The sequence below is a fragment of the Micromonospora sp. LHW51205 genome (assembly GCF_003315815.1).
Taxonomy (GTDB): Bacteria; Actinomycetota; Actinomycetes; order Mycobacteriales; family Micromonosporaceae; genus Micromonospora; species Micromonospora chalcea.
Map to the genome: position 1 here is coordinate 762,312 of NZ_QMEZ01000001.1, position 25,398 is coordinate 787,709.

Annotated in this window: 18 protein-coding genes; 6 read left to right on the forward strand and 12 right to left on the reverse strand. The window is 74.0% G+C overall.

Annotation, left to right across the window (positions count from 1 at the left end; all coding sequences use genetic code 11):
- Positions 1-46: 46 nt before the first annotated feature.
- Entirely contained in the window at positions 47-1,192 is a 1,146-nt protein-coding gene (locus DQE82_RS03525; protein WP_030501347.1) for a glycosyltransferase family 1 protein, read from the reverse strand.
- A gap of 150 nt (positions 1,193-1,342) precedes the next feature.
- Between DQE82_RS03525 and DQE82_RS03530 the strand changes: the two genes are divergently transcribed.
- Positions 1,343-2,032: a TIGR03089 family protein gene (locus DQE82_RS03530; protein WP_043326485.1), complete on the forward strand. Its 690-nt coding sequence runs from the start codon at positions 1,343-1,345 to the stop codon at positions 2,030-2,032.
- A gap of 118 nt (positions 2,033-2,150) precedes the next feature.
- Here the strand turns inward: DQE82_RS03530 and DQE82_RS03535 are convergent, their stop codons facing one another.
- Both DQE82_RS03535 and DQE82_RS03540 read right to left on the reverse strand, forming a co-directional pair.
- On the reverse strand, positions 2,151-4,142 hold the full coding sequence (locus tag DQE82_RS03535) for an acetoacetate--CoA ligase (RefSeq protein WP_113971997.1): 1,992 nt from the start codon (positions 4,140-4,142) through the stop codon (positions 2,151-2,153).
- 318 nt (positions 4,143-4,460) lie between these two features.
- Complete coding sequence (locus DQE82_RS03540) at positions 4,461-4,976, reverse strand: acyl-CoA thioesterase (RefSeq protein WP_030501344.1); 516 nt, start codon at positions 4,974-4,976, stop codon at positions 4,461-4,463.
- A gap of 23 nt (positions 4,977-4,999) precedes the next feature.
- On the opposite strand from DQE82_RS03540, the gene DQE82_RS03545 reads away from it, so the two are divergent.
- Positions 5,000-5,653 (forward strand): hypothetical protein, encoded by a 654-nt coding sequence (locus DQE82_RS03545; RefSeq protein WP_064447700.1) that lies wholly within the window; start codon positions 5,000-5,002, stop codon positions 5,651-5,653.
- 52 nt (positions 5,654-5,705) lie between these two features.
- Here DQE82_RS03545 and DQE82_RS03550 read toward each other — a convergent pair whose 3' ends face one another.
- Complete coding sequence (locus DQE82_RS03550; RefSeq protein WP_043326488.1) at positions 5,706-6,869, reverse strand: acyl-CoA dehydrogenase family protein; 1,164 nt, start codon at positions 6,867-6,869, stop codon at positions 5,706-5,708.
- Positions 6,870-7,117: 248 nt separating this feature from the next.
- On the opposite strand from DQE82_RS03550, the gene DQE82_RS03555 reads away from it, so the two are divergent.
- Entirely contained in the window at positions 7,118-8,545 is a 1,428-nt protein-coding gene (locus tag DQE82_RS03555) for a UDP-glucose/GDP-mannose dehydrogenase family protein (RefSeq protein ID WP_043326489.1), read from the forward strand.
- A 162-nt stretch (positions 8,546-8,707) separates the two neighbouring features.
- Positions 8,708-13,615 carry an SCO7613 C-terminal domain-containing membrane protein gene (locus DQE82_RS03560; RefSeq protein ID WP_113971998.1) on the forward strand — a complete coding sequence of 1,636 codons (4,908 nt, stop codon included), beginning with the start codon at positions 8,708-8,710 and terminating at the stop codon, positions 13,613-13,615.
- A gap of 428 nt (positions 13,616-14,043) precedes the next feature.
- Here the strand turns inward: DQE82_RS03560 and purE are convergent, their stop codons facing one another.
- From purE to mca, 6 genes are all read right to left on the reverse strand, one after another.
- Positions 14,044-14,535: a 5-(carboxyamino)imidazole ribonucleotide mutase gene (gene purE, locus DQE82_RS03565; RefSeq protein ID WP_113971999.1), complete on the reverse strand. Its 492-nt coding sequence runs from the start codon at positions 14,533-14,535 to the stop codon at positions 14,044-14,046.
- Entirely contained in the window at positions 14,535-15,692 is a 1,158-nt protein-coding gene (locus tag DQE82_RS03570; RefSeq protein ID WP_113972000.1) for a 5-(carboxyamino)imidazole ribonucleotide synthase, read from the reverse strand. The genes purE and DQE82_RS03570 overlap by 1 nt, the downstream gene beginning before the upstream one ends.
- Positions 15,693-15,756: 64 nt before the next feature.
- Complete coding sequence (locus tag DQE82_RS03575) at positions 15,757-17,793, reverse strand: thioredoxin domain-containing protein (protein ID WP_113972358.1); 2,037 nt, start codon at positions 17,791-17,793, stop codon at positions 15,757-15,759.
- Positions 17,794-17,843: 50 nt separating this feature from the next.
- A complete protein-coding gene (locus DQE82_RS03580) occupies positions 17,844-20,333 on the reverse strand; it encodes a bifunctional diguanylate cyclase/phosphodiesterase (protein ID WP_064447763.1) in 2,490 nt (829 codons plus the stop codon).
- 222 nt (positions 20,334-20,555) lie between these two features.
- Positions 20,556-20,840, reverse strand: a complete 285-nt coding sequence (locus DQE82_RS03585; RefSeq protein WP_113972001.1) for a hypothetical protein — start codon at positions 20,838-20,840, stop codon at positions 20,556-20,558.
- Between the two features lie 48 nt (positions 20,841-20,888).
- Entirely contained in the window at positions 20,889-21,770 is an 882-nt protein-coding gene (mca, locus tag DQE82_RS03590) for a mycothiol conjugate amidase Mca (RefSeq protein WP_113972002.1), read from the reverse strand.
- Between the two features lie 238 nt (positions 21,771-22,008).
- Between mca and DQE82_RS03595 the strand changes: the two genes are divergently transcribed.
- Positions 22,009-22,443 (forward strand): DUF4307 domain-containing protein, encoded by a 435-nt coding sequence (locus DQE82_RS03595; RefSeq protein WP_043326506.1) that lies wholly within the window; start codon positions 22,009-22,011, stop codon positions 22,441-22,443.
- A 144-nt stretch (positions 22,444-22,587) separates the two neighbouring features.
- Positions 22,588-23,088, forward strand: coding sequence for a transcription elongation factor GreA (greA, locus tag DQE82_RS03600; RefSeq protein ID WP_043326508.1), 501 nt, complete (start codon positions 22,588-22,590; stop codon positions 23,086-23,088).
- A gap of 151 nt (positions 23,089-23,239) precedes the next feature.
- Here the strand turns inward: greA and ilvA are convergent, their stop codons facing one another.
- Together ilvA and DQE82_RS03610 are read right to left on the reverse strand one after the other, a co-directional pair.
- Complete coding sequence (gene ilvA / locus DQE82_RS03605; protein ID WP_043326509.1) at positions 23,240-24,460, reverse strand: threonine ammonia-lyase; 1,221 nt, start codon at positions 24,458-24,460, stop codon at positions 23,240-23,242.
- Entirely contained in the window at positions 24,457-25,287 is an 831-nt protein-coding gene (locus DQE82_RS03610) for a DUF4328 domain-containing protein (RefSeq protein ID WP_233514582.1), read from the reverse strand. The genes ilvA and DQE82_RS03610 overlap by 4 nt, the downstream gene beginning before the upstream one ends.
- Between the last annotated feature and the right edge of the window lie 111 nt (positions 25,288-25,398).

A 25,398-nucleotide genomic window follows, 5' to 3' on the forward strand; every position in this document is an offset into this window, starting at 1 on the left:
CGGGCGAGTCGTCACGGTCGGTCGGCCGGGGCCGCCCCGCCGGCCCTCAGGACCGGGCCCGTCGCCAGGCCGCGATGTGCACGTCCGCGCTGGACTCCCAGGTGAACTCCTTGGCCCGGTCGAACCCGGCCTTTGCCAGCGAGAGCCGCCGCGGCTCGTCGTCCAGCAGAGCGGCCAGGTCGGCGGCGATCTGGTCCGGGTCCTCGCTGGTGTACGCCACCGCGTCGCCGCCCACCTCGGGCAGGGACAGGCGCGGCGTGGTGAGCACCGGGGCCGCGCACGCCATCGCCTCCAGGATCGGCAGGCCGAAGCCCTCGCCGTAGGAGGGGTAGGCGGCCACGAGCGCGCCACCGAGGAAGCCGGGCAGATCGGCGTAACGCAGGTAGCCCGGACGCAGCAGCCGCAGGTGCGACGGCACCTCGGCCACCGCGCGGTCGATGTCGTCGTCGTGCCCCTGCCCGCCCGCGACCACGAGCGCCGGCGGGTTCGGCCGGTCGGCCACCGCCCGCGCCCAGCCGCGGATCAGGTTGGGTACGTTCTTACGCGGCTCCTTGGCCCCGAGGAACGCGACGTAGCTGCTGTCGCCCAGCCCCAGGCGAGCCCGCACGCGCGCCTTCTCCTCGTCGCCGGGCGCGTGGAAGGCGTCTTGGTCGACGCCGTGATAGGCGACGTCGATCCGGGTCGGGTCGGCGTCCAGCAGCCGGATCAGCTCGTCCCGGGTGGCCTTGCTCGGCACGATCACCCGGCCGGCCCGCCGCAGCGAGGTCTTGATGGCGCTGCGGAAGAACGTCCGGCGCGACTTGTCGTAGTGCTCCGGCTCGGTGAAGAACGTCGCGTCGTGCACGGTGACCGTCACCGGGCATCCGGCCCGCAGCGGACAGGTGTAGAAGGGCGAGTGCAGCACCTCCGCGCCCACCTGCTGGGCCAGCAGCGGCAGGCCGGTCTGCTCCCAGGCAAGCCGCGCCGGCCGGTGCGCCACCGCCGCCGGGGCGGGGATCACCTCGGCGCCCGGCAGCATCCGGGTGTAGCGCTCCAGGTCGGTGCGGAGGCTCACCACCGCCAGGTCGACGCCGGTGCCGCAGACCCGGCCCAGCGCGCCGAGCAGTCCGTCGACGTATCTACCGACGCCGCCACGGTCGGCGGGGACACTCGTGGCGTCGATGAGAACGCGGGGCGGGCGACCGGCGGTCACGGGGCGGCTCCTCAGATGGCGCAGTTGTGGGGAAGAACACTGTCGGCAAGCGTACGCCGCGCCGGGCGCACAACGCTGACCGCGACCCGACGGTACGCCGACTTGACGTTGTCATCGAGTACGCACGCGGGGCGCGTATCGTTCGCGCCGATGGCCGACAACATTGCCCGGGTGTTCGCCGACGCGATCGCGCCGGACCCCACCCGACCGCTGCTGACCTGGTACGACGACGCCACCGGCGAGCGCACCGAACTGTCCGGCGCGACGCTTGCGAACTGGGTGGCGAAGACCGCGAACCTGCTCACCGACGAGATCGGCGCCGCGCCGGGCGACCCGGCCGGCGTGTTGCTGCCGCCGCACTGGCAGACCGCCGCCGTGCTGCTCGGCTGCTGGTCGGCGAAACTGACGGTGACCGACGCGCCGGGGCCGGTGGAGGTGCTGTTCGTGGCCGCCGACCGGGTGGACGAGGCGGCCGGGTGGCCGGCCGGCGAGCGGTACGCGCTGGCGCTCGACCCGTTCGCGCTGCCGATGCGGCAGGTGCCCGCCGGCTACGCCGACTTCGTGACGGCGGTACGCGGACACGGCGACCACTTCACGCCGTACCCCGAGGGTGGCGAGGGGGACGCGGCGCTGCTGGCCCGCGCGACGGCCCGCGCCACCGAGCTGGGCCTGACCCAGGGCGACCGCCTCCTGGTAGACGTGACCACCCACCCCGACCCGGTCGACTGGCTGCTCACCCCGCTCACGGCAGGAGCCAGCGTGGTGGCGTGCGCCCACCCCGACCCGACCCGCCTGGCTTCCCGCGCCGAAACCGAGAAGACCACCCACACCCTGCCCTGACCCTCGCCCGCCCTCTCCCCGTTGATCTTGCAGTTTCGGCCCTCGGGGCGGGTGATTCGCCCCGTTCGCCGGGGCAGAAAGTGCAAGATCAACGGGCGGGTCGACGGGGACGGCGGGATCAGCGAGGCGAGACGGGGCTGTCGGTGGTGGACCGGCGCTGGGCCAGGGCGGCGAACGCCGTCAGGGACTCGGGGTTGGCCAGGGCGCCCTTGGCCGCCGCGCTGTCCACCGGGGTACCCGTGAGGATCTTCTTGACCGGGACCTCCAGCTTCTTGGCGCTCAACGTTCTCGGCACGGCCCGGACCTGGTGGATCTCGTCCGGCACGTGCCGCGGCGACAGCGCGGTACGCAGCTCCCGGCAGATCTTCTTACGCATGTCGTCGTCCAGCTCCAGGCCCTCGGCGAGCACCACGAACAGCAGCAGCTCACCCGCGCCGCCCTCGTCGTCCTCCAGGTGCACGACCACCGAGTCGACCACCTCGTCCAGGCCCTCGACCACGGAGTAGAACTCGGCCGTACCGAGCCGCACCCCGCCCCGGTTGAGCGTGGCGTCGGACCGGCCGGTGATCACGCACCCGCCGCGCTCGTTCACGGTGATCCAGTCGCCGTGCCGCCACACCCCGGGATAGACCTCGAAGTACGCCTCCCGGTAGCGCGCGCCGTCCCTGTCGTTCCAGAACCCGACCGGCATGCTCGGCATCGGCTCGGTGATCACCAGCTCGCCGAGCTGCCCGATCACCGCGCTGCCGTCGGCCGAGCGGGCCTCCACCTTCGCGCCCAGCGCCCGGCAGGCGATCTCCCCCGCGTACACCGGCAGCAGCGGCACGCCGCCGACGAACCCGGTGCACACGTCAGTGCCGCCGGACAGCGACTGGAGCTGGAGGCGGTCGCTCACGTTCTCGTACACCCAGGTGAAGCCCTCGGCCGGCAGCGGCGCGCCGGTCGAGCCGAGGCCGCGCACCGCGGACAGGTCGGCGACCTCCTGCGGCACCAGGCCGGCCTTGCGGCAGGCCAGCAGGAACGGCGCGGACGTGCCGAAGTACGTGGTGCCGGTGTCGGCGGCCAGCCGCCACAGCGCACCCAGGTCGGGATGGCCCGGGTTGCCGTCGAACAGCACGATCGCCGCGCCCACCGCCGGGCCGGAGACCAGGAAGTTCCACATCATCCAGCCGGTCGTGGTGAACCACAGGAACCGGTCGGACGGACCCAGGTCGTGGTGCAGCGCCAGCATCTTGAGGTGTTCCAGCAGGATGCCGCCGTGGCCGTGCACGATCGGCTTGGGCAGGCCGGTGGTGCCGGAGGAGTAGAGCACGTAGAGCGGGTGGTCGAACGCCACCGGCGTGAACGTCAACGGCTCGTCGGTCGGCGCCGCCAGCTCCGCCCACGGCAGCGCGCCGTCGGGGGCCGGGCCGTCCGGATCGAGGTACGCGATGGCGACCGTGTGCCGCAGCGACGGCAGCGCGGCCCGGATCGCGGCCACCTCGGCGCGCCTGTCCACAGGCTTGTCGCCGTACCGGTAGCCGTCCACTGCCACCAGCACCGTCGGTTCGATCTGCTGCCAGCGGTCGGTGACGCTGCGGGTGCCGAACTCGGGCGCGCAGGAGGAGAAGATCGCGCCGAGGCTGGCGGTGGCGAGCAGCAGGACGTACGTCTCCGGGATGTTCGGCGCGTACGCGGCCACCCGGTCGCCCGCACCCACGCCGAGGCGGCGCAGCCCGGCCGCCACCCGGCGGACCCGCTCGCGCAGCTCGGCGGCGGTGAGCGTCTCCGGGGCACGGGTCTGCCCGTGCGCGATCACCGCCGGGTCGTCGTCGCCCAGCCCCGGCATGCGCAGCACGTTCTCGGCGTAGTTGAGCGTCGCGCCGGGGAACCAGCGGGCGCCGGGCATGGCCCGGTCGGTCAGCGTCGCCGTCGGCGGGGTGTGCGCGACCACGTCGAACCAGTCCCAGATCGAGCGCCAGAACGCCTCCAGGTCGGTCACCGACCACTGCCACAGCGCGTCGTAGTCGGCGAACTCCAGCCCGCGGTGCTCGGCCAGCCAGCGCAGGTAGTCACCGATCCGGGACCGCTCCCGCACGTCCGCCGGCGGCGTCCACAGCACGTCAGCCACTGATCCACCCTCCCTGAGGCCCTGCCACGACGGTGTGCCGGGGCCGTGGCGCCATCTTGCCCTACCTCGTGCCGCCATTGTCCGCGCCGGGCACGGCGCACGGGGCGTGGCCCGCCCACACCCCGCACCCCCACCCCATGTGGCCCGCGTGTAAGGAAGGGCCCCCTGTTAACGCCTCCGGTAGAGGAAGGGCCCCTTGTTAACACCTCGCCCTCCGCGGGTGTCCAGGCGCCGGTGGAGGCGGCGTGTGTCGGCGGGGGTGTTAATAGGGGTCCCCTCCTCTACCGGAGGCGTTAACAAGGGGCCCTTCCTTACACCTCAGCCGGCGCGGTGGGCCTGGATCGCCCGGCGGCGGGCCAGCCGGTGCGCCCGCCGGATCTCGGCCTCCCGGAATCGGCGCTCGTCCTCCGGCGTCTCCGGCAGCACCGGCCGGACCGGACGGGGCGTGCCACCCACGTCGACGCCCACGAAGACCAGGTACGCGGTGGCGACCCGGACCGGTTCCTCCTCGGCCGAGTCCCAGCGCTCGGCGACCACCTTCACGCCGACCTCCATCGAGGTGCTGCCGGTCCAGTTGATCTGGGCGTGCGCGTGCACGAGGTCGCCCACCCGGACCGGCTCGGAGAAGACGATCTCATCGATGGAGGCGGTCACCGCGGTGCCGCCACTGTGCCGGGCCGCCGCCGCGCCGGCAACGTCGTCCACGAATTTCATCAGTACCCCACCGTGCACGGTCCCGTACAGATTGACATCGACCGCGGTCATGATGCGACTGAGCGTGACGCGGGAGTACGAGGTCGGTTTACCCGGCGGGACCGCGGGATGATCTGTCATGCCGAAAACGGTACGGTGCGCGGATGCGACATCTCTGGAGCTTCCTCGCCGGGTTGGCGGTGGCGCCCGTCACCTGGGTGCTCGTCACGCTCGGTCAGGACGGATCTGAGCGGACCGTCGACCGCTGGGTGGAGATCGGGACGTACAGCACGCCGAACCTGATCGAGCCGGCCGTCTATCTGGGCGTCGCCGGCATCCTGCTCGGCCTGCTCGGCACGTTGCGCTTCTCGCCGCTCGGCCCGCTCGTGGCCGGCCTGCTGCTCGCGGTCCCGTACCTCGGGCTGTTCGTCGCGCCGTTCAGCGTGCGGGACCGGGTGCCCGGTGACCTGAAGCTGCTCGGTGACCCGCTGCCGCTGCGCGACCCGCTCGACAACGGCACGCTGTTCCTCATCGGCGTGCTGCTGCTGATGGCCGTGTTCAGCACGAGCCGCTGGCGGCGTCCCGCCACACCCGCGCCGGCCGAGGCGGAGCTGACCCCGGCCGCCGCGCCGGTGGAGCACAAGCCGACGCTCACCGACTGGCCTCCGGCGCCGGCGAAGGACCCGGACACGCCACCGCTCACGCTGGCGTACCCCGAGAGCCCGACCGAGCCGCTGCCCCGCCGTACCGGCGGCGAGTCGCCGTGGTCCGCCCCGCCGCGCGGCGCGGGCCGGCCGGAGGGCACCGAGAGCCGTTGAACGAGCGCGGGCGGGCCGGTGTGCACCGGCCCGCCCGCCCGAACGCCTCCGGTCAGCCCTTGAGCAGCTGACGGGCCATGACGATGCGCTGCACCTGGTTGGTGCCCTCGTAGATCTGGGTGATCTTGGCGTCCCGCATCATCCGCTCGACCGGGTAGTCGCGGGTGTAGCCGTAGCCGCCGAGCAGCTGGACCGCGTCGGTGGTGATCTCCATGGCGGCGTCCGACGCGAAGCACTTCGCGGCCGCGCCGAAGTAGGTCAGATCCGCGTCGCCGCGCTCGGACCTGCCGGCGGCGGCGTACGTGAGCTGCCGGGCCGCCTCCAGCTTCATGCCCATGTCGGCGAGCATGAACTGGATGCCCTGGAAGTCGGCGACCGGCTTGCCGAACTGCTTGCGCTCCTGGACGTAGCCCTTGGCGTAGTCCAGCGCGCCCTGGGCGATGCCGACGGCCTGGGCGGCGATGGTGACCCGGGTGTGGTCCAGCGTCTTCATCGCGGTGGCGAAGCCGGTGCCCTCGGCGCCGATCATGCGGTCGGCCGGGATCCGCACGTTGTCGAAGTAGACCTCGCGAGTCGGCGAGCCCTTGATGCCGAGCTTCTTCTCCGGGGCGCCGAAGCTGACGCCCGGGTCGGACTTCTCCACGACGAAGGCGGAGATGCCCTTCGACCGGGCTGTGGGATCGGTCACGGCGAAGACGGTGTAGTACTCGGAGACGCCCGCGTTGGTGATCCACCGCTTCACGCCGTTGAGCACCCAGTGGTCGCCGTCGCGTACCGCCTTGGTGGTCATCGCGGCGGCGTCGGAGCCCGCCTCCGGCTCGGAGAGGCAGTAGGAGAACATGCCCTCCCCGGCCGCTACCGGAGTCAGGTACTTGCGCTTGAGCTCCTCGGAGCCGGCCAGCAGCAGCGGCATGGTGCCCAGCTTGTTCACCGCCGGGATCAGCGAGGACGAGGCGCAGGCCCGCGCCACCTCCTCGATCACGATGGCCGTGGCCAGCGCGTCCGCGCCGGCGCCGCCGTACTCGACCGGGATGTGCGGGGCGTGGAAGTCGGCGGACCGCAGCGCCTCGTAGGACGCCTTCGGGAACTCACCTGTCTCATCGGCCTCAGCGGCATGCGGTGCCACCTTGGCCGCACAGACCTCACGGACCGCCTCCCGGATCGCCTCGTGCTCCTCCGGCAACCGGTAGACGTCGAACGACTGCTCTGCGGCCATGTCGGCCCTCCCCTTTCACCGCTATCATGCGCAGTCTGTACCGCCCGGGGGCCGAAGACTGCCGCAAACTGAAGGATAGCCACCGGCCCCTGCCGGACCTTACCGGCGGGTAGGCTCGCGCCCGAGCGTCGCCCGCCCGGCCCCACTACCCTCACAGCAGAAATTCAGTTCCCTCGGTGCCCGGCCCAGGCGCCCCCAGCAGAATGCGACGCATGGAAGCGCCGCCAGTGCGAGCGGAGAAGACAGGCGTGACGATTCCGTACCCGAACACCCAGCCGATGCCCGCCATCGCCGCGGTGACCCCGCCGTCCGGCGCCCCCCGCCCCCGGGTGACGTTCCTCGGCACCGGCTACCTCGGTGCGACCTACGCCATCTGCTACGCCGAACTGGGCTACGAGGTGCTCGGCTTCGACGTCGACGCGGACAAGATCGCCAAGCTGAACGCCGGTGAGGTGCCGATCCACGAGCCCGGCCTCGACGAGCTGCTGCGGCGCAACCTGGCCGCGGGCCGGCTGCGATTCAGCACGGACATCAACGAGACCGCCGACTTCGGCGACGTCCACTTCATCTGCGTCGGCACCCCGCAGCGGGCCGACGGCATGGGCGCCGACCTGTCGTACGTCGAGGCGTCCGTGACCAGCCTGGCCCAGCACCTGACCCGTAAGGCGCTGATCGTCGGCAAGTCCACCGTGCCGGTGGGCACCGCCGAGTGGGTGGAGCAGCTCGTCGGTAAGCACAGCCCGGCCGACCTCGGCGTCGAGGTGGCGTGGAGCCCCGAGTTCCTCCAGGAGGGCTTCGCCGTCGACGACGTGCTGCGTCCGAACCGGATCGTGGTCGGCGTCAAGAGCGAGTGGGCAAACGGCATGCTCTACGCCGCGCACAAGGGCGTCTTCGACCTCGCCGCCACCGAGGACCGCGAGGTACCGCTCGTGGTCACCGACTTCGCCACCGCCGAGCTGGTCAAGGTCGCCGCGAACGCGTTCCTCGCCACCAAGATCTCCTTCATCAACGCGATGGCGGAGGTCTGCGAGGCCGCCGGCGGCGACGTCACCCAGCTGGCCCGCTCGATCGGCTACGACCCGCGCATCGGCAACCGCTTCCTCCAGGCCGGACTCGGCTTCGGCGGCGCGTGCCTGCCCAAGGACATCCGCGCCTTCCAGGCCCGCGCGCAGGAGCTGGGCGCCGGTGAGGCGCTGCGCTTCCTGCACGAGGTCGACCTGATCAACCTGCGCCGGCGCAGCCGCGTCGTGCAGCTCGCCGCCGAGCTGCTCGGCCGCCGCTCCGGCCCGGCCGGGCCGGACCTGTCCGGCACCCGCGTCGCGGTGCTCGGCGCCACGTTCAAGCCCAACACCGACGACGTACGCGACGCGCCGGCGCTCGCGGTCGCCGCGCTGCTCGGCAAGGCCGGCGCCGACGTGCACGTGTTCGACCCGCAGGGGATCGAGAACGCGCGCCGCGCGGTGCCCGAGCTGACGTACGAGGAGACCATGAACGACGCCGTCCGCGGCGCCGACCTGGTCTGCGTACTCACCGAGTGGGCCGAGTTCCGCAACGCCGACCCGGTGGCCCTGGGCGAGCTGGCCAACGGCCGCAAGGTGGTCGACGGGCGCAACTGCCTCGACTCCACACTGTGGACGCAGGCCGGCTGGGAGTACCGCGGCATGGGCCGCCCCTGATCCGCTGACCGCGCTGACCGGCCGCCGGGGAACGTCTCCCGGCGGCCGGTCCGCTTTTTGTTGTCCGGAACGCGGCGGCAACTGTCGAAATCCCGGCCCACTCAAGGCATGCTGCCTCTGGGAGGTCCACAGTGCGAGGGCACGGGCGGACGGGAGACTGTCGTGGAGAGCTTCAGGTGCGCCTCGTGCGGGCAGGACATCAAGCCCGCCGTCGTCTGCCCGCACTGCGGCGCGCACCAGCCGCAGTGGGCCGAGCACCTGGCCGACATCGAGCGGTCGATCGCCGAGATGAAGGCCCGCGACGCCGAGATCGCCCGGGAACAGCGGCAGATCGCCGCCAAGATGCAGGCCGCCCTCTTCCAGCGGGACATCCTGGCGCACGCCGGTGAGGAACGGGTCCGGCAGGCCACCCGGCCGCGCCGGGTCCTGCGCCGCCGACCCGGCCGCCGCCCGCCCACCGCCGCCACCGGCGCGCCGCCCCGGGTGCCCCGCCAGGGAACCTCGCCGCCCGGGCCGCCGGAGGACCTGCCCCCGTCGCCGCCGCGCGGTCGCCCCCGCTGGCTCGATGCGGACGACCCGGAGCACCCGCCCGAGGCGTCCTCGCGCGAGGTGCAGAACATCCCGCTGGGGCTGGGCGCGCTCCTGCTCGGCGTCGCCGCGGTGGTCTTCGCGGCGGTGGCCACCAGCTCGATGGACGCGCTGGCTCGTCTCGGCGTACTGCTGGTGGCGACGGCGCTGATGCTCGTCGCCCCGCCGGTCCTGGCCCGGCGCGGGCTGACCTCCACCGCCGAGACCGTCGCCGCGGTCGGGTTGCTGCTGGTGCCGCTGGCCGGATACGCGCTCTGGGCCGTGGACCGGATCGGCGGCGACGGATCAGGTGCCGCGTTCGCCGGGACGATCTTCCTGGTCACCACGCTCGTCGCCCTGGGGTACGCGTACGGGACGGGTCTGCGCGCGCCACGCTTCGCCACAGTGCTGGCCGCCCAGCCGGTGCTGCCGCTGCTGGCGTACGAGCGGATCACCGGGCCGGTCGGCTGGGCGCTGGTGCTCACCGTGGTGGCCGTGCTCGACCTCGCGCTCGTCCGTTCCGCTGTGGTACGTGAGCGGCCGGTCCGGCGTGACCTGCCCGCCACCGCGCCGACCCCGCCCGTCCCGCCCCGGCAACGCGCCGACGAGGACCGGCCCGAGTCGGCGCCGGAGGAGGTCGGCGAGGTGCTCGGCGGGGACGCTCCCCCGGAGCCGGCCGCCACCGCCCGGCCGGTGCCGTGGCTGCCCGAGCTGACCTGGCTGCTGCACGGCGTGGCGGTCGCTGTCGCGCTGGCGTACGCGGTCACCGGCCTGCTGCGCGCCGCCACCGTCCCGCCGGCCGCCGCATCGGGCGCGGTGCTGCTGCTCGCCGCCCTGGTCGCGCTGGCCGGCACGCTCGTGCTGCGCCGGCCGCCGCTGCCCGATGTCGGCGCCGGCATCCTCACGCTCGCGGTGATCGGCGCGCTCGGCCGGGTCGCCTCGGTGGCCCTGCCGGGCCGGTCCCTGCTGCTGATCTCCGCCGTCATCGCGCTGACCGGGCTCGCCGTCCGGGCCGTACCGGAGGCGGCCCGGCGGGGTCCGCAGCTCGCGTCGGCGGTGGCGCTCACGGTCAGCGGCCTGGTGGTCGCCGGTGGCGCGCTGCGCGCCGGGCTGGCGCCGCTCCGGGCCGCGCTGCCGGCCTGGTCGGCGGACCTGAGCGGATGGCACGCCGAGCTGGCCCGGGCGGTCGGCCCGACCGGCTGGCAGCTCGCCGCCAGCGCGCTGCTGCTCACCGTCGCCGCCGTGATCGCGCTGCCGCCCGAGATCCGGCGTGAGTTCGCGGTGGTCGGCGCGGCGCTCACCGCGCTCGCCGTACCCGCGTCGCTCGGCCTGGGGTGGGCGGCGGCCTGCTGGCCGATGCTGCTGACCGCGGTCGTCGTCGGTGTGCTCGGCCTGAGCGCCGGCACCGAACGCGCGGCGGTGACACACGCGGTCACCGCGGCCGGGCTGGGCCTGATCGGCGCCGGCTCCGCGCTCGCCCGGCCGGCGCTGACCGCCGCGGCGCTGACGCTGCTCTTCCTGGCCGGCGCGCTGGTCTCCCTCGCCCCTCGGGTCCGGCTCGCCGCCGCCGCGACCGACACCGTCTGCGCCTGGGCGGCCGGCGGCGCGGCGTTCGCCCTGCCGGGTGCCGTCGCCGCGTTCGTCGCCGCCACCGCGCCGACGCCGCCGATCGCCACTCCGGCGAACCTGCGCGAGATCACCGTTCCGATCCTCGCGGCGAGCTTCCTCGCCGTCTGCGTCACGCTCGGCTACGCCGCCCTGGTGCAGGTGGCGCAGCGGCACCTGAGCATTCCGCACGCGCTGGGCACCGTGCTCGGCACGGTGGCCGTCGCCGCCGCCGCGTTCGGCGCGCCGGGCGCGACCTCGGCGGACGCCTGGGTGGGCAGTCTGCTCCTGGTCGCCGCCGCGCTGCTGGCGCTCGCGCCGCGCATCGACGCGGGACGCCGCGCCGACATGTCCCTGGACGGGTCCGACCTGGCCCTGGCCGCCACCACCGTGGCGCTCGTCGCCACACTGGCCCGGATCGCCGCGGTGCTCGCCCCCGGCGGTCAGCTCGTGGTGGCCTCCGCGCTGGTGCTGCTGGTCGCGGTGGCGGCCCGGGCGCTGCCCGAGGAGTGGCGGCGCGGACCGATCCTCGGCATCGCCGCCGGTGGCCTGCTCCTCGGCCTGATCGCCGCCTGGAGCGCGCTGCGCGGCGGGCTCGGCGTGCTGGCCACCCCCGGCCCGATCTGGGCCGGGAACCTGAGCGGGTGGCCGGCCGCGCCGACGGGCGGGTCGACCTGGCAGGCACCGGTCGCGCTGGTGCTGCTCGCGGTGACCGCCGCCGTCCTGCTGCCCGCGCCGTGGAAGTACGACGTTTCTGGCCTGGCCGTCGTGCTCGCCACGGTGGGCGCGCCGGCCGCGTTCGAGTTGCCCTGGTGGTCCCCGGTGGTGGTGGGCGCAATGGTGGCCACTGTCTACGGCATGGCGGCCGTGGCCGCTGTCGATCCCCGGGCCTCGCTGTCCCGGGCCACGGTGGCCGGTGTGGTCGCGCTGCACGCGGCCGGGGCGGGACTGGTCCGCCCGGGAACCACGGCGCTGGCGCTCGGCAGCATCGCGCTGATCGGGGCGACGGTGGCCGCCCTGGCCCGTACGCTCGCGCCGTCGCTCGTGGACGACGTACGCGCCGAGGGCATGCCGCCGCACCTGGTGCAGGTGGGCGGCGCAGGCGCGGGCGCCGCGGTGCTCGCCCTGCCCGGCGCGGTGGCCGCCCTGGCCGCCGCGTTCGGCCACCCGCCCCAGGTGGTGCTGACCGCCGCGCTGGCCGCCACCAGCATCGGTCTGGCCGCGATCGCGGCCGCGCGCCGGTACGTGCCGCAGTACCTCCCGTTCGCCAGCGTGGCGGTGGTCGGCGCGGCCACCGTCACCGCTGCCGCCGCGCTCGCGGTCGGCCTGCCGGCGGGCGTGTTCGCCGCCGCCGCCGCGCTGCTCGGCGTGCTCGCCGAACTGGTACGGGCCGCCACGGTCCCGCCCGCCGGCTCGGCCCGGCCGGTACGCCGCTGGACCGTCCTGCTGAACGGGGCGATGCGACGTGACCCGGACGATCCGGTGCTGCGCTGGCGGGTCAGCCCGGCCGCCGGCGCGCTCGCCGCCGCGGCGTTGCCCACCGCGCTGGCGCTGGCCACACTGGCGCCCGCGCTTGTGGTGGCGTTGTTCTCGCCGTTCGCGGTGCTGAGCCGGGTGTGGCAGGGGCCGCCACCGGAGCTGCTGACCCCGCCGGCGAACGCGGTGAATCCCACCCACGTGCTCACCGCGCTGCTGCTCACAGTGACAGCGGCGCTCGCCGCCACCGGGTTCAGCGGGGGCCGGCGGTCCCGTGCGGTGCCGGTGATCCTGCCCGGGGCGGCGGTCACGCTGCTGATCACGCCGGTGGCGCTCGGCCGGGGCTGGCCGGTGACCGCGCTGGCCGCGCTGGCGGTGTTCACCATCTCGATGCTCGGCCTGGCGCTGACCCCACCGCCGGCGCTGGCCGAGCCGGGCCGGTCGATCCGGGTGGCCCGGGTGCTGGTCTTCGCCCTCGGGCTGGCCGCCGGTGGCGCCGGGCTGGCCGGCAGCCTCGCCACCAGCGACCTGACCGTGTTCACGCTCGGCGGCGCGGTGGGCGTGGGCGCCGTCGCCGCGCTGTTCGGCACCACCCAGCGCGCCCGCATCCTGGGCTGGCTGTTCGGCTCGCTGATGGCGCAACTCTTCGTGCTCACCGTCGGCCTGAAGTCCGGGCTCGCCGCGGTCTGGTCCGCCTTCGGGGTGCTCGCGGTCGGCGCGGCGTTGCAGGTCTTCGCCGCCACGCTGCCCCGGCTGCGCCGCCCCGAGGCGTACCGGGAGGCGGCCACCGTCGAGTGGAGCGGCTTCGGGGCGGCGCTCATCGCGCTGGCCCTGGCGTACGACTCGCCCCGGCACATCGCCGCGCTGCTGGCCGCGTGGGGCGCGGTCCTCGGGGTGGCGGCCACCCGTCCGGGGCGCCGGCCGATGGAGCGCAACCTGCTGTTCTGGGCGGTAGTGGCCTGCGAGATCAGCGCCTGGTGGATCCTGATGCGGGTGGCCGACGTGGCGCTGCCGGAGGCGTACACGCTGCCGTTCGCGGCGCTCGCCCTGCTGGTCGGGGTGCTGCAACTGCGCCACCGGCCCGACCTGTCGAGCTGGGTGGCGTACGGCCCGGCGCTCGTCACCGCTTTCCTGCCCACGCTTGCGATCGTGATCGCCACCGACTCCAGCATGCTGCGCCAGGTGCTGCTGCTGCTCGGCGCCGTCGCGGTGCTCATCTTCGGCTCGACCAGCCGGCAGCAGGCCCCGGTGATCGTGGGCGCCGCGGTGACCGCGATCGCGGCCGTGCACGCGCTGTTCAGCCTCGGCCCGTGGCTGGTGCTGATCCCGGTCGGCATCGTGCTGCTGGCGCTGGGCGCGAGCAACGAGCGTCGCCGCCGCGCCCAGGAGCGCCTGCAGACCGCGCTGCGCGGCATGCGGTGAGCCGATCGGGCCTGGCGGTGCCGGGCCCGCCCGACTCACGCCCGACTCGCCCGCCGCCGGTCCGCGTGCCGCCGGTCCGCGGCACCTCACCCGGCCGGTCCGCGGCACTCTGCCGGCCGGTCCGCAGCGCCTTGCCCGGCCGGCTCGCGGCGTCTCCCCGGCCGTTCAGTCCGGTCACACTCCGTGTCGAAGTGCCGGGGCGGGCGGAGCACCTCTCTGCCGACTTTGCTCTGCAGCCACGGAGGCAACGGTCACCCACCGTGACGAGTGCCGGTGCGGAGCCAATTTCGAGGAAACGCAGAACCGCAGGTAAAGGCCGCGCTGCGTCGATGGCTGCAGAGCAAAGTCGGCGGAGGGCACAAACAGCCGCCCGCCCAGCCGGTCACGCTCAGCAACCAGCCCGGTTGAGCACGAAGAGTGACGAACGGTCAGGTGAGGGAGGCGCGCAGCGCGGCTTCCTTCTCGGCGACCAGATCCTCCAGGCTCGCCTGGTAGGCGGCCATCCTGTCGCGCAGCACCGGGTCGGAGGCGCCCAGGATGCGTACCGCCAGCAGGCCGGCGTTGCGGGCGTTGCCGATCGAGACGGTGGCGACCGGCACACCGGCCGGCATCTGCACGATGGACAGCAGCGAGTCCATCCCGTCCAGGTACTTCAGCGGCACCGGGACACCGATCACCGGCAGCGGGGTGACCGAGGCGACCATGCCGGGCAGGTGGGCCGCCCCGCCCGCGCCCGCGATGATCACCTGAACGCCCCGGTCGGCGGCGGCCCGGCCGTACTCGATCATCTTGCCCGGGGTGCGGTGCGCCGAGACCACGCCCACCTCGTACGGCACGCCGAACTCGTCCAGCGCCTCGGCGGCGGCCCGCATGACCGGCCAGTCCGAGTCGCTGCCCATGATCAGCCCGACGGTGCTCATCAGTGCCCCTCCTGGAGCCAGCGGGCGGCACGCGCGGCCCGGGCCCGTACGTCCTCAAGGTCGTTGCCGAGCACGGTGACGTGCCCGATCTTGCGGCCGGGGCGGACCTGCTTGCCGTACAGGTGGACCTTGGCCCCGGGCTCGGCGGCGAACAGGTGGTGCAGCCGCTCGTCGAGGGAGATGCCGCCCGGCTCGCCGCCGAGCACGTTCGCCATCACCACGACCGGCGCGGTCAGCGAGGTATCCCCCATCGGGTAGTCGAGGACCGCCCGCAGGTGCTGCTCGAACTGCGAGGTCCGGGCCCCCTCGATGGTCCAGTGACCGGAGTTGTGCGGCCGCATGGCCAGCTCGTTGACGACCAGCCCGGACGGCGTGTCGAACAGCTCCACCGCGAGCAGGCCGACCACACCGAGCGCGGTCGCGAGGTCGATGGCGAGCTGCTGCGCGGCGACGGCCTGCTCCTCCGGCAGGTCGGGCGCGGGCGCCAGCACCTCGACGCAGATGCCGTCGCGCTGCACCGTCTCCACCACGGGGTACGCGGCGACCTGCCCGAACGGCGACCGGGCCACCTGCACGGCCAGTTCCCGGCGCAGCTTCACCCGTTCCTCGACCAGCAGCGGCGTGCCACCGGCGAGCAGCGTGGCGGCCAGCTCACCGGCCGCGCCGGCGTCGTCGACCATCCAGACGCCGCGCCCGTCGTAGCCGCCCCGGGCGGCCTTGAGCACCACCGGCCAGCCGGTCTCCTCGCCGAAGGCGATCAGGTCGGCCGGGGACTCCACCGGACGCCAGGCCGGGTTCGGCGCGCCCAGCTCACCGAGCCGTTCCCGCATCACCCGCTTGTCCTGCGCGTGCACCAGCGCCTCGGCCGGCGGGAACAGCTTCACGCCCTCGTCGGTCAACGCGCGGATGTGCTCGTTCGGCACGTGCTCGTGGTCGAAGGTGACCACGTCGCAGCCCTTGGCGAACGTACGCAGCGCGGCCAGGTCGGTGTGGTCGCCGTACTGGACGTCGGCGGCGACCAGCGCGGCGCCGTCGTCCGGGGCGAGCGCCAGCACGCGCAGCGACTGGCCGAGGGCGATGGCGGCCTGGTGGGTCATCCGGGCGAGCTGGCCGCCACCCACCATGCCCACGACGGGGAGACCGGTACGGGAGTCCATAGCGCCGCCAGCCTATAAGGGCCGGCGCCGGGCCGGACCGCGAGGGCGGTCCGGCCCACTCCGCTCAGCCGAGCTGCGCGACCAGCTCCTCGACGCCGGTCACCGGCCGCTGGCAGACGAAGCCCCGGCAGACGTACGCGGCGGGCCGCCCGTCGACGAACGGCCGTCCGGCCAGCAGCGGCACGCCGGGCTGGTCCGGGGCGCCGGCCACCACCACCGCGCCGGGCGGGGCGTGGCGCCGGGCAGCGGCCACCAGCGGGTCGCCCTCCGGGTCGCCGGTCGCCACCGCGATCTCGTACGGCCCGGACAGCAGCGCCTCGCCGACAGTGGCGGCGTAGCCGGTGAACCGGGCATGCCGGTCGACGATCGGCGCGACAGTGGACAGCGTCTGCTCGGCCGCCTCCCGGTAGCGGGTCTCCCCGGTCAGCGCCGCGTACGCCACGAGCGCCGCGACGATCGCCGAGCGGCCCGACGGGGTCGCGTTGTCGGTCGGGTCGGCGGGCCGGGTGACCAGGCGCTCGGCGTCGTCGGCGGTGTCGTAGAAGGCGCCGTCCGGGCCGGCGAACCGGGCCAGCGCCACGTCGAGCAGCTCACCGGCCAGGCTCAGCCACCGCCCCTCGCCGGTGAGCTGGTGCATCGCGCAGAACGCCTCGGCGACGCAGCCGTAGTCCTCCAGCACCCCGGCCGGCTCGCCCACGACCTTGTCCCGGGAGACCCGGCGCAGCCGCCCGTCCACCACGTGCACGGTGGCCAGGTGCTCGGCGGCGTCCCGCATCGCGCCGTCGGAGACGATCAGCACGCCGTCCATCAGGTTCGCGTCCTCGTCGTCCGGGGACACGAGCAGCGCGGCGACCTGCTGGAACTCGGCGATGGCGGTGATCGCGAGCCCGTTCCAGGCGGCCACCACCTTGTCGTCGCGGGCCGGCTGCGGGCGGGTGTCGCGGGCGGCGAGCAGCCGGCCCACCACGTCCTGCCAGCGGGCCCGCACCGCCAGGTCGGCGTCGTCGACGTCCCGGGCCAGCCGCAGCACGCTGCTGCCGTGCTCGAACGTGCCCTCGGCGGTGACCTCGAACAGGTCGGCGGCGAACCGGCCGTCGTCGGCCCCCAGCACCTCGACGAGCTGGTCGGGCGTCCAGACGTAGGTGAGCCCCTCGACGCCGTCGGTGTCCGCGTCCAGCGCCGAGGCGAAGCCTTCACCGGCCCGGTGCAGCTCGTCGGCGAGGAACCGGGCGGTGTCCCGGGCCACCCGGCGGGCCAGCCCGTCGCCGGTGAGCCGCCAGAGCTGGGTGTAGACGCGCAGCAGCAGCGCGTTGTCGTAGAGCATCTTCTCGAAGTGCGGCACCGTCCAGTGGCCGTCCACCGAGTAGCGGGCGAACCCACCGGCGAGCTGGTCGTTGAGGCCGCCACGGGCCATCGCCTCGCAGGTGTGCCGGACGATCTCCAGGCTGCGCGCCGAGCCGGTGCGCTGGTGGTGCCGGAGCAGGAAGAGCAGGTTCATGTGCGGCGGGAACTTCGGCGCGCCGCCGAAACCGCCGTTCGTCTCGTCGTACTCCCGGGCGAGCTGGCTCGCGGCGGCGTCGAGCAGGTCGGCGGTGAGCGGCGCGGTCACGCCGCCGACCGCCTGCGCGCCGCCGATCGCCTCGACCACGGCGGCGCCCTGGCGCAGCACCGCCTCGCGCTGGTCGCGCCAGGCGGTGGCGACCGAGCCGAGCAGGCGGATGAAGTTGGCGCGCGGGAAGTACGTGCCGCAGAAGAACGGGGTGCCGTCCGGCGTCGCGAAGACGGTCATCGGCCAGCCGCCCTGCCCGGTCATCGCCTGGGTGGCGGTCATGTAGACCGCGTCGACGTCGGGGCGCTCCTCGCGGTCGACCTTCACGCAGACGAAGTCGTCGTTCATCAGCCGGGCCACTGCCTCGTTCTCGAACGACTCGTGAGCCATCACATGACACCAGTGGCAGGCCGCGTAGCCGACCGAGATCAGCACCGGCACGTCGCGCCGCTTCGCCTCGGCGAACGCCTCCTCGCACCACGGCCACCAGTCGACCGGGTTGTCGGCGTGCTGGAGCAGATAGGGCGAGGTGGCCTTGGCGAGTCGGTTCACCACCCGACCCTATCCACCATCGCCTTCCGACGCCGCCGGTGCGGCAGGGGTCAGGATGCGCCGTCGGCGCGCAGCGGGAAGACGTTGCCCCGGGCGCCGTCGCGCAGCGACCCGAGCACCGCGGCGATCTTGTCGGCGGGCATCGGCTTGAAGAAGTGGTAGCCCTGGGCGGCTGTGCAGCCCAGCTCGGCCAGCGCGGTGCGCTGCTCGGCGGTCTCGACGCCCTCGGCCACGACCCGCAGCCCCAACTCGTGGGCCAGCCCGACGGTGGTCCGGACGATCGCCGCCGCCTCGGGCGAGTCGGCCATCCGGAGCACGAACGACCGGTCCACCTTCAGCTCGTCCACGGCGATCCGGGTGAGGAACGTCAGCGAGGAGAAACCGGTGCCGAAGTCGTCCACCGCGAGCTGCACGCCCATGGCGCGCAGCGTGGCCAGCACCTCGTCGATGATCTCCAGCTCGCTCATCACCACCGTCTCGGTGATCTCCAGGACCAGCCGGTGCGGCGGGACCTGGTGGCGGCGAAGCGCCTCGTCGATCTCGGCGGGCAGTCGCGGGTCGAGCAGGCTGCGCGCGGACAGGTTCACCGAGATGGGGACGTCCAGCCCGTCCCGCGCCCACGCGGACGCCACGGCCAGCGCCTTGTCCAGCACGTACCGGGTGAAGCTGCCGAGCTGCTCGCTGTTCTCCACCGGGCGGATGAAGTCGGCCGGGCCGAGCCATCCCCGGCGCGGGTGCCGCCACCGGATCAGCGCCTCCACGCCGGTCGGCGCGCCGGTGGCCAGGTCCACCGCCGGCTGCAACGCCAGGACCAGCTGGTCGTCGGCGGCCAGCGCCTCCCGCATCTCCGCGAGCAACGCCAGGTGGTCGGTGCTCGCCGCGTCGCGGGAGCTGTCGTACGCGGCGACGCTGCCGCCGCCCTCCTTCGCCTGGTACATGGCGATGTCGGCGCGCCGCAGCAGCTCGGTCAGGTCGGCCGCGCCCGCGTCGGCCACCACCACGCCCACTGCCACCTCGACGGACATCCGTACCCCGGCCACCTCGGTCGGGGCGGCGAGGCGTTCGGCGACCTCCCGGGCCTGGCGCAGCGCGTACGCCAGCGGGGCCGTCCGGTCCTCGACCATCGGCACCGAGGTCAGCAGCAGCGCGAACTCGTCGCCGCCGAGCCGCCCGAGCAGGTCGCCCGGCCGGGTCAGCGCGGCGAGGCGGCTGGCGGTGAGCCGCAGCAGCTGGTCGCCCGCCGAGTGCCCGAGCGTGTCGTTCACCTCCTTGAACTGGTTCACGTCGAGCAGCAGCAGGGCCACCGGGTGGTCGTGCGGCCGCTGCCGCAACGCCTGGTCCCCCTTGGTGAGCAGCGCCGCCCGGTTCAGCAGGCCGGTGAGCTGGTCGTGCACCGCGTCGTACGACGAGCGGGCGGTGACCAGCCGCAGCTCCCGATGCGTGGCGGCGTCGTGCAGGGCGGCGGCGAGCGCGTCCCCGAAGGCCGCCACGCCGTCGCGTTCCCGGGCGCTCGGCGGGGCGGACCGGGCGAACCGCACCCGCAGCCGGCCGACCTCGGCGGAGCCCACGACGAGCCGGCGCATCAACTCGTGCTCGGCGACGCCGGCGCACCCGGCGGGTTCCACCTCCCGGTCCCGGACCTGCCCGCCACGGTCGGCCCGGTACCGGCGCCAGCGTCCCTCGCCCCGGGCCACGTCGACCTCGACCAGTTCGGCGCCGAACAGCGTGAGCGCGCCGGTCACCGCGGCGGTCGCCACGCCCCGCTCGTCGAGCTGGTTGAGCGCGGCGGTGGCCTCGGCGAACGCCCGCCAGGTCCGGCGCTCCTGGTCGGCCCGCAGCCGGTGCCGGTAGGTCTGCTGGAGCAGCCAGAGCGGCGGCGGCAGGAGCAGCAGCCAGCGCGCGTCGAGTTCGAGAAGCGCGACGACCACCAGGCCGACCGCCACGTTGCCGACGAACATGAGCAGCTTGCCGCGCAGCGCGGCGAACAGCGGCGGCCCCATCGGGATGCCGTGCCGCAGCGCGAGCGTGACGGCGCCCAGGAAGGCGGTGGTGAGCAGGTACGTCACCGCGGCGGCGGTGAGCGTGAGCGCGAGTTCCGGGGTGGGCGCGGCGAGCAGCGGCGGGCCGAGGGCGGTCGCGACGGCCGCCGCGAGCGCGGTGGCGGCGGTGAGCGAGCCGGCGATCCCCGCCAGTTCCAGGGCCGGTCGACGGTCCGACACCACCGACATCACGGTCCAGGCGGTGCCCACGCCCAGCAGGGCGGCGGCCGGAAGCCAGCCGGCCGGCACCAGCCAGAGGCAGACCACCAGCGCGGCCTCGCCCCAGGTGATGCTCACCATCCCCGACGCGGTACGGAAGCGCAGCCGGGCGAGTTGGGCAACCGCGAACGCGACAGTGGCGATGCCGAACCGTGCCGGGCCGGGCAGCGGGTGGTCCACCGGGAGGTGTGGCGGGACGACCAGGCCGAGGACGGCGGCCAGCAGACCGGTGAACGCGACCGCGACGGTCAACACGACGACGCCCGTCGGCGTCCCGCGCAGGCCGACCCGGTCCGGGGGACGGTCGGCCGGCTCGGTGGTCACGGGGCCGCCCCGTCACCGGGCCGGGCGGAGGCATGGCCGGGGGCCGGTGCTGCCTTCGACATCGGCGTCCCCCTTCCGCGCAGGGTCCGGGGCCTGACGGTCCCCCCGGCGGAAGGCTAAGCCAAAGCCGGTGGTCGCAACAGGGGGCGACGACCGGCTTGGGCGTGATTCACGCGGTGTTCAGCTGTTCCGTCGCTGCTGGGAGCCGCTGGGCGTGTTCGTCGGTGAATCCTGCTCGACGAGCCCTTCTGTCGGATCGGCGACTGCGGAATCGGCCCGGCCCGGGGTGCCCTGGTGCGGGAAGCGGTCGGGCAGCCGGCGCAGCCGGGCGTTCATGTTGCGGATCAGCAGGACGGTGACGGTGGCCAGCGCAACGATGAGGAAGAGGCCCATCGGACCGGCCAGACCACCCGTGCGGGTGTCACCGAAGTTGTTCTGTGCGAGCACCTCGACGGTGGTCAGCATGGTGTTCCTCCGATGTGCGACTGCGCACCAGGGTAGACCCCGGCCCGGTCAGTGGGCACGGCACGCCTCCCGTACGCCCGCGAAGAGGTCGGACTCGGGCAGCGGGCTGTCCACCAGCGACCGGGCGAGTTGGAAGTCCTCCGTCGGCCAGGCGCGCTTCTGCAGTTCCATCGGCACCTGGAACCAGAACCCGTCCGGGTCGATCTGGGTGGCGTGGGCGCGCAGGGCGTCGTCGCGGACGGGGAAGTAGTCGGCGCACTCGACCCGGGTGGTGATCCGCGCACCCTTGTCGGGGCGCTCGTCCCAGCGCTTCATCCACTCGCCGTACGGCGATTCGAGCCCGGCTTCGAGCACCGCCTCGTGCAGGCTCATGATCTTGGCCCGGGAGAAGCCCACGTCGTAGTAGAGCTTGAGCGGCTGCCACGGCTCGCCCAGTTCGGGATGGCGCTCCGGGTCACCGGCCGCGTCGAACGCCGCCACGGTGACCTTGTGGGTCATGATGTGGTCCGGGTGCGGGTAGCCGCCCTCCTCGTCGTACGTGGTGACGACGTGCGGGCGGAACTGCCGCATCAGGCGCACCAGCGGCGCGGCGGCGCCGTCCACGTCCTGCAGGGCGAAGCAGCCCTCCGGCAGCGGCGGCAGCGGGTCGCCCTCGGGCAGCCCGGAGTCGACGAAGCCGAGCCACGCCTGCTCGACGCCGAGGATCGCCCGGGCGGCGTCCATCTCGGCCCGCCGGATGTCACCGATGTTGGCCCACACGTCGGGGCGGTCCATCTTCGGGTTGAGCACGCTGCCCCGTTCGCCACCGGTCGCGGTGACGACGAGGACGTCCACCCCCTCGGCGACGTATTTCGCCATGGTGGCGGCACCCTTGCTCGACTCGTCGTCGGGATGGGCGTGCACCGCCATGAGACGCAGCTGTTCTGCCACCTTCGGCGCTCCTCGTCTGTGCCCGCCGACCACCCTCCGGTCGGCTGACCTGCCGGAATCTCCCCCCGCGCCCGCGAAAGCCCCCGTGACGGCCGGTCGGGGGCCGCCACCGGAGTGGCCAGGGCCACGCCCGCCGGTCCAGGCCGACCTGCCATCCTTGACTCAGCGCCGGGCTGGGAAGATGGACCTAGCCATTCTTGCCGATGCCGCCGACAACAACGCCAGGAGATACCCGCCGGTGAGCGAGACGCACGCCACAGTCGCCGCGGAGGCGCCGGTCTACCCGCCCGGCCGGTACGGCCGACGCCGGGAGCCGGGGCGCCGCCGGCCGGTCCTGCTCGCCCTGACGGTGGCGGTCCTGCTCGCCGTCCTCGGGCTGGGCGCGGCGAAGCTCTACTACCAGTACGGCGACCCGGAGTACCAGGGCGAGATGATCAGCTACTCCGACATCACCGACTCCCGGGTGACAGTCGACTTCCGGGTCACCGTGCCTCCGGGTGGCTCCGCCACCTGTCTGCTGCGGGCCCGCTCGCACGACGGCGCCCAGGTGGGCAGCATCGAGACCACTGTGAGCGCCGAGCCGGGCCAGCGCCACATCCGGACCCGCCAGGAGGTGCCCACGAGCGCCCGGCCGTTCATCGGTGAGGTGTTGCGCTGCCGGCCGGCCGGCTGAGCCGGAGCGCCGGCGAGCCGCCGGCAACCGCACCCCGGTCCCGTCGCCGGCACCGGGGTGATTGAGCACACCTCGACGTGTGCGGCACTGGTAGCCTTGCAAGTTCACCTGTCAGCCAGTCCGCACCAACCGAGGAGACCGCCTGTGTCCACAAATGGAAACGAGGCGCCCGCCACCTGGCTGTCCCAGGACGCCTACGACCGTCTGCAGGCAGAGCTCGACGAGCTGATCGCCAACCGGCCGGTCATCGCTGCCGAGATCAACGCCCGGCGCGAGGAGGGCGACCTGCGGGAGAACGGTGGCTACCACGCCGCCCGCGAGGAGCAGGGCAAGGCCGAGGGCCGCATTCTCTACCTCAAGGAGCTGCTGCGCACCGCCAAGGTCGGTGAGGCTCCGGACACCGACGCGGTGTCGCCGGGCATGGTCGTGACGATCTACTTCGACGACGACGCGGACGACAGCGAGACGTTCCTGCTCGGCTCCCGGGAGATCGCCTCCACCACCGACCTGACGGTGTACAGCCCCGAGTCCGCGCTCGGCCAGGCCATCCTCGGCGGCAAGGCGGGGCAGACCTGCACCTACACCGCGCCGAGCGGCGCCGATATCAAGGTGACCATCGTCTCCTTCGAGCCGTACAGCGGCTGACCTTCCGGACCCGCGCCGGATGGCTCGGGTCCCGAACCCGACCGAGGCTGACAGGCTCCTCGGACCCGAGCCGCACACCCGAACGCCCCGACCGGATCATCCGGCCGGGGCGTTCGCGTTCCGCTGTGACGTCGGTGTTCCACCGAGGGGCTCAGCCCTCGCCGGTGAAGACCACCTGGTAGCCGCTGGCCCGCAACGCGCTGATCAGGGTGTCCGAGTGCTCCACCCCGCGCGTCTCCACGGACAGGGCCACCTCCACCTCGCCCAGGCGCAGGTGCGGGTTGGCCCGCTGGTGCACCACGTCCACCACGTTGGCGCGGTGCTCGGCGATCTCGCCGAGCAGCGAGGCGAGCTGGCCGGGCCGGTCGACGCAGCGCACCGTGATCCGCAGGAAACGGCCGGCCGCCGCCAGACCGTGCTCGATCACCCGGAGCATGAGCAGCGGATCGATGTTGCCGCCGGAGAGCACCGCCACCACCGGCGCGGTCACCTCAACCGCGCCGGACAGCAGCGCCGCCACCCCTACCGCGCCGGCCGGCTCGACCACCTGCTTGCCGCGTTCCAGCAGCATCAGCAGCGCCCGGGAGATGTCCTCCTCGGAGACCGTGACGACGTCGTCGACGAGCTTGCGGACGTGGGTGAAGGTCAGCTCCCCCGGCCGGCCGACGGCGATCCCGTCGGCGATCGTCGCGAAGGAGGGCAGGCGTACCGGCTCGCCGGCCCGCAGCGAGGGCGGGAAGGCGGCGGCGCTCGCCGCCTGGACCCCGATCACCCGTACGTCGGGACGCAGCGCCTTGGCCGCCACCGCCATCCCGGAGACCAGTCCGCCACCGCCCACCCCGGTCACGATGGTGCGCACGTCCGGGCACTGTTCGAGGATCTCCAGCGCGACGGTGCCCTGACCGGCGATCACGTCCGCGTGGTCGAACGGGTGGATGAACACCGCACCGGTCCGCTCGGCGAAGGTCTGCGCCGCGACGAGCGACTCGTCCACCGTGTTGCCGACCAGCTCGACCTGCGCGCCGTACCCCTTGGTCGCGGCGACCTTCGGCAGCGGCGCGTTCACCGGCATGAAGACGGTGGCGTGCGCGCCGACCAGCCCGGCGGCGAGCGCCACCCCCTGGGCGTGGTTGCCGGCGCTCGCCGCGACCACGCCCCGGGCCCGCTCCTCGGCCGAGAGGCGGGAGATCCGCACGTACGCGCCACGCACCTTGTACGACCCGGCGCGTTGCAGGTTCTCGCACTTGAGCCAGACCGGCCCGCCGAGCGCGGCGCTGAGCGGCCGGGACGGCTCCAGCGGGGTGGTACGGGTGACACCGCCGAGCAGTTCCCGCGCAGCTTGAACGTCGGCGAGACCGACCAGTTCCGTCATGCCCCGATCGTGCCACCCGGCCCCGGTGGGATCTGCGCCGACGTGGCCGACGGCGCGGGCGGCACCGGCGCGACGGAAGCGGGCCGGTCGGGGTGCCCCGGCCCGCCCGGCTGACCCGGCCACGCCTGCTGACCCGGCCACGCCTGCTGACCCGGCCACGCGGGCACGGCCCGGGCGAGCCGGTCCTGCTGGGCGGCGGAGATCCGGCGGATCAGCACGACGAACGCGATCCCGGCGACCAGGCAGGCCAACGCCGGCACCAGCCGGGGCGCGAGCGCCTCCTCGTAGTAGCGCACGTACGTGCCGAACTCCGCGTCGTTGCGGGGCAGCTCGGTCAGCCGGTCGTACCGCTGCTGCTGCGCCTGCGCGACGAACCGGTCACCGATCAGGAACACCAGCCAGCTCACCCACCACACCCCGACCAGCCACGACTGGCGGCGCTGCCAGACGCTGTTCCGGAGCAGGTCGGCGAGCACCCGGGCCGGCACCACGAGGTTGGCGAACGGCACCAGCCAGCCGGCGATCGCCCACGCCGGGCTCAGGCTCGGCACGGCGCCCGGGAAGGCGTCCAGGTTCTTGCGCGCCCGCCAGGTCCAGATCACCACGAGCGTCCCCGCGGTCAGCAGGGCGAGCAGGTAGGGCAGGGTGAACAGCACCTCGACCAGCACCGCGCCGAGCAGCACGTCCCGGTCGAGCTGCTCGGCGGCCGAGCGGGCCATCCGCACACCAACCAGCGGGAACAGAGCCGTGAGCAGGTAGCACAGGGTGGCGGCGCCGACCGCGGACGCCCCGGCCACCGCCAGTCCGCGCACGCCGTACGTGGGCACGCCGGGACTCACGGCGGGTTGGCCGACGCGCGTACCGCAGCGCTGGCACTCCTCAAAGGCCGGGGACGTGGCGTCCCCGCAGGTCTGGCAGTTCATCGGGGACCGTCCGAG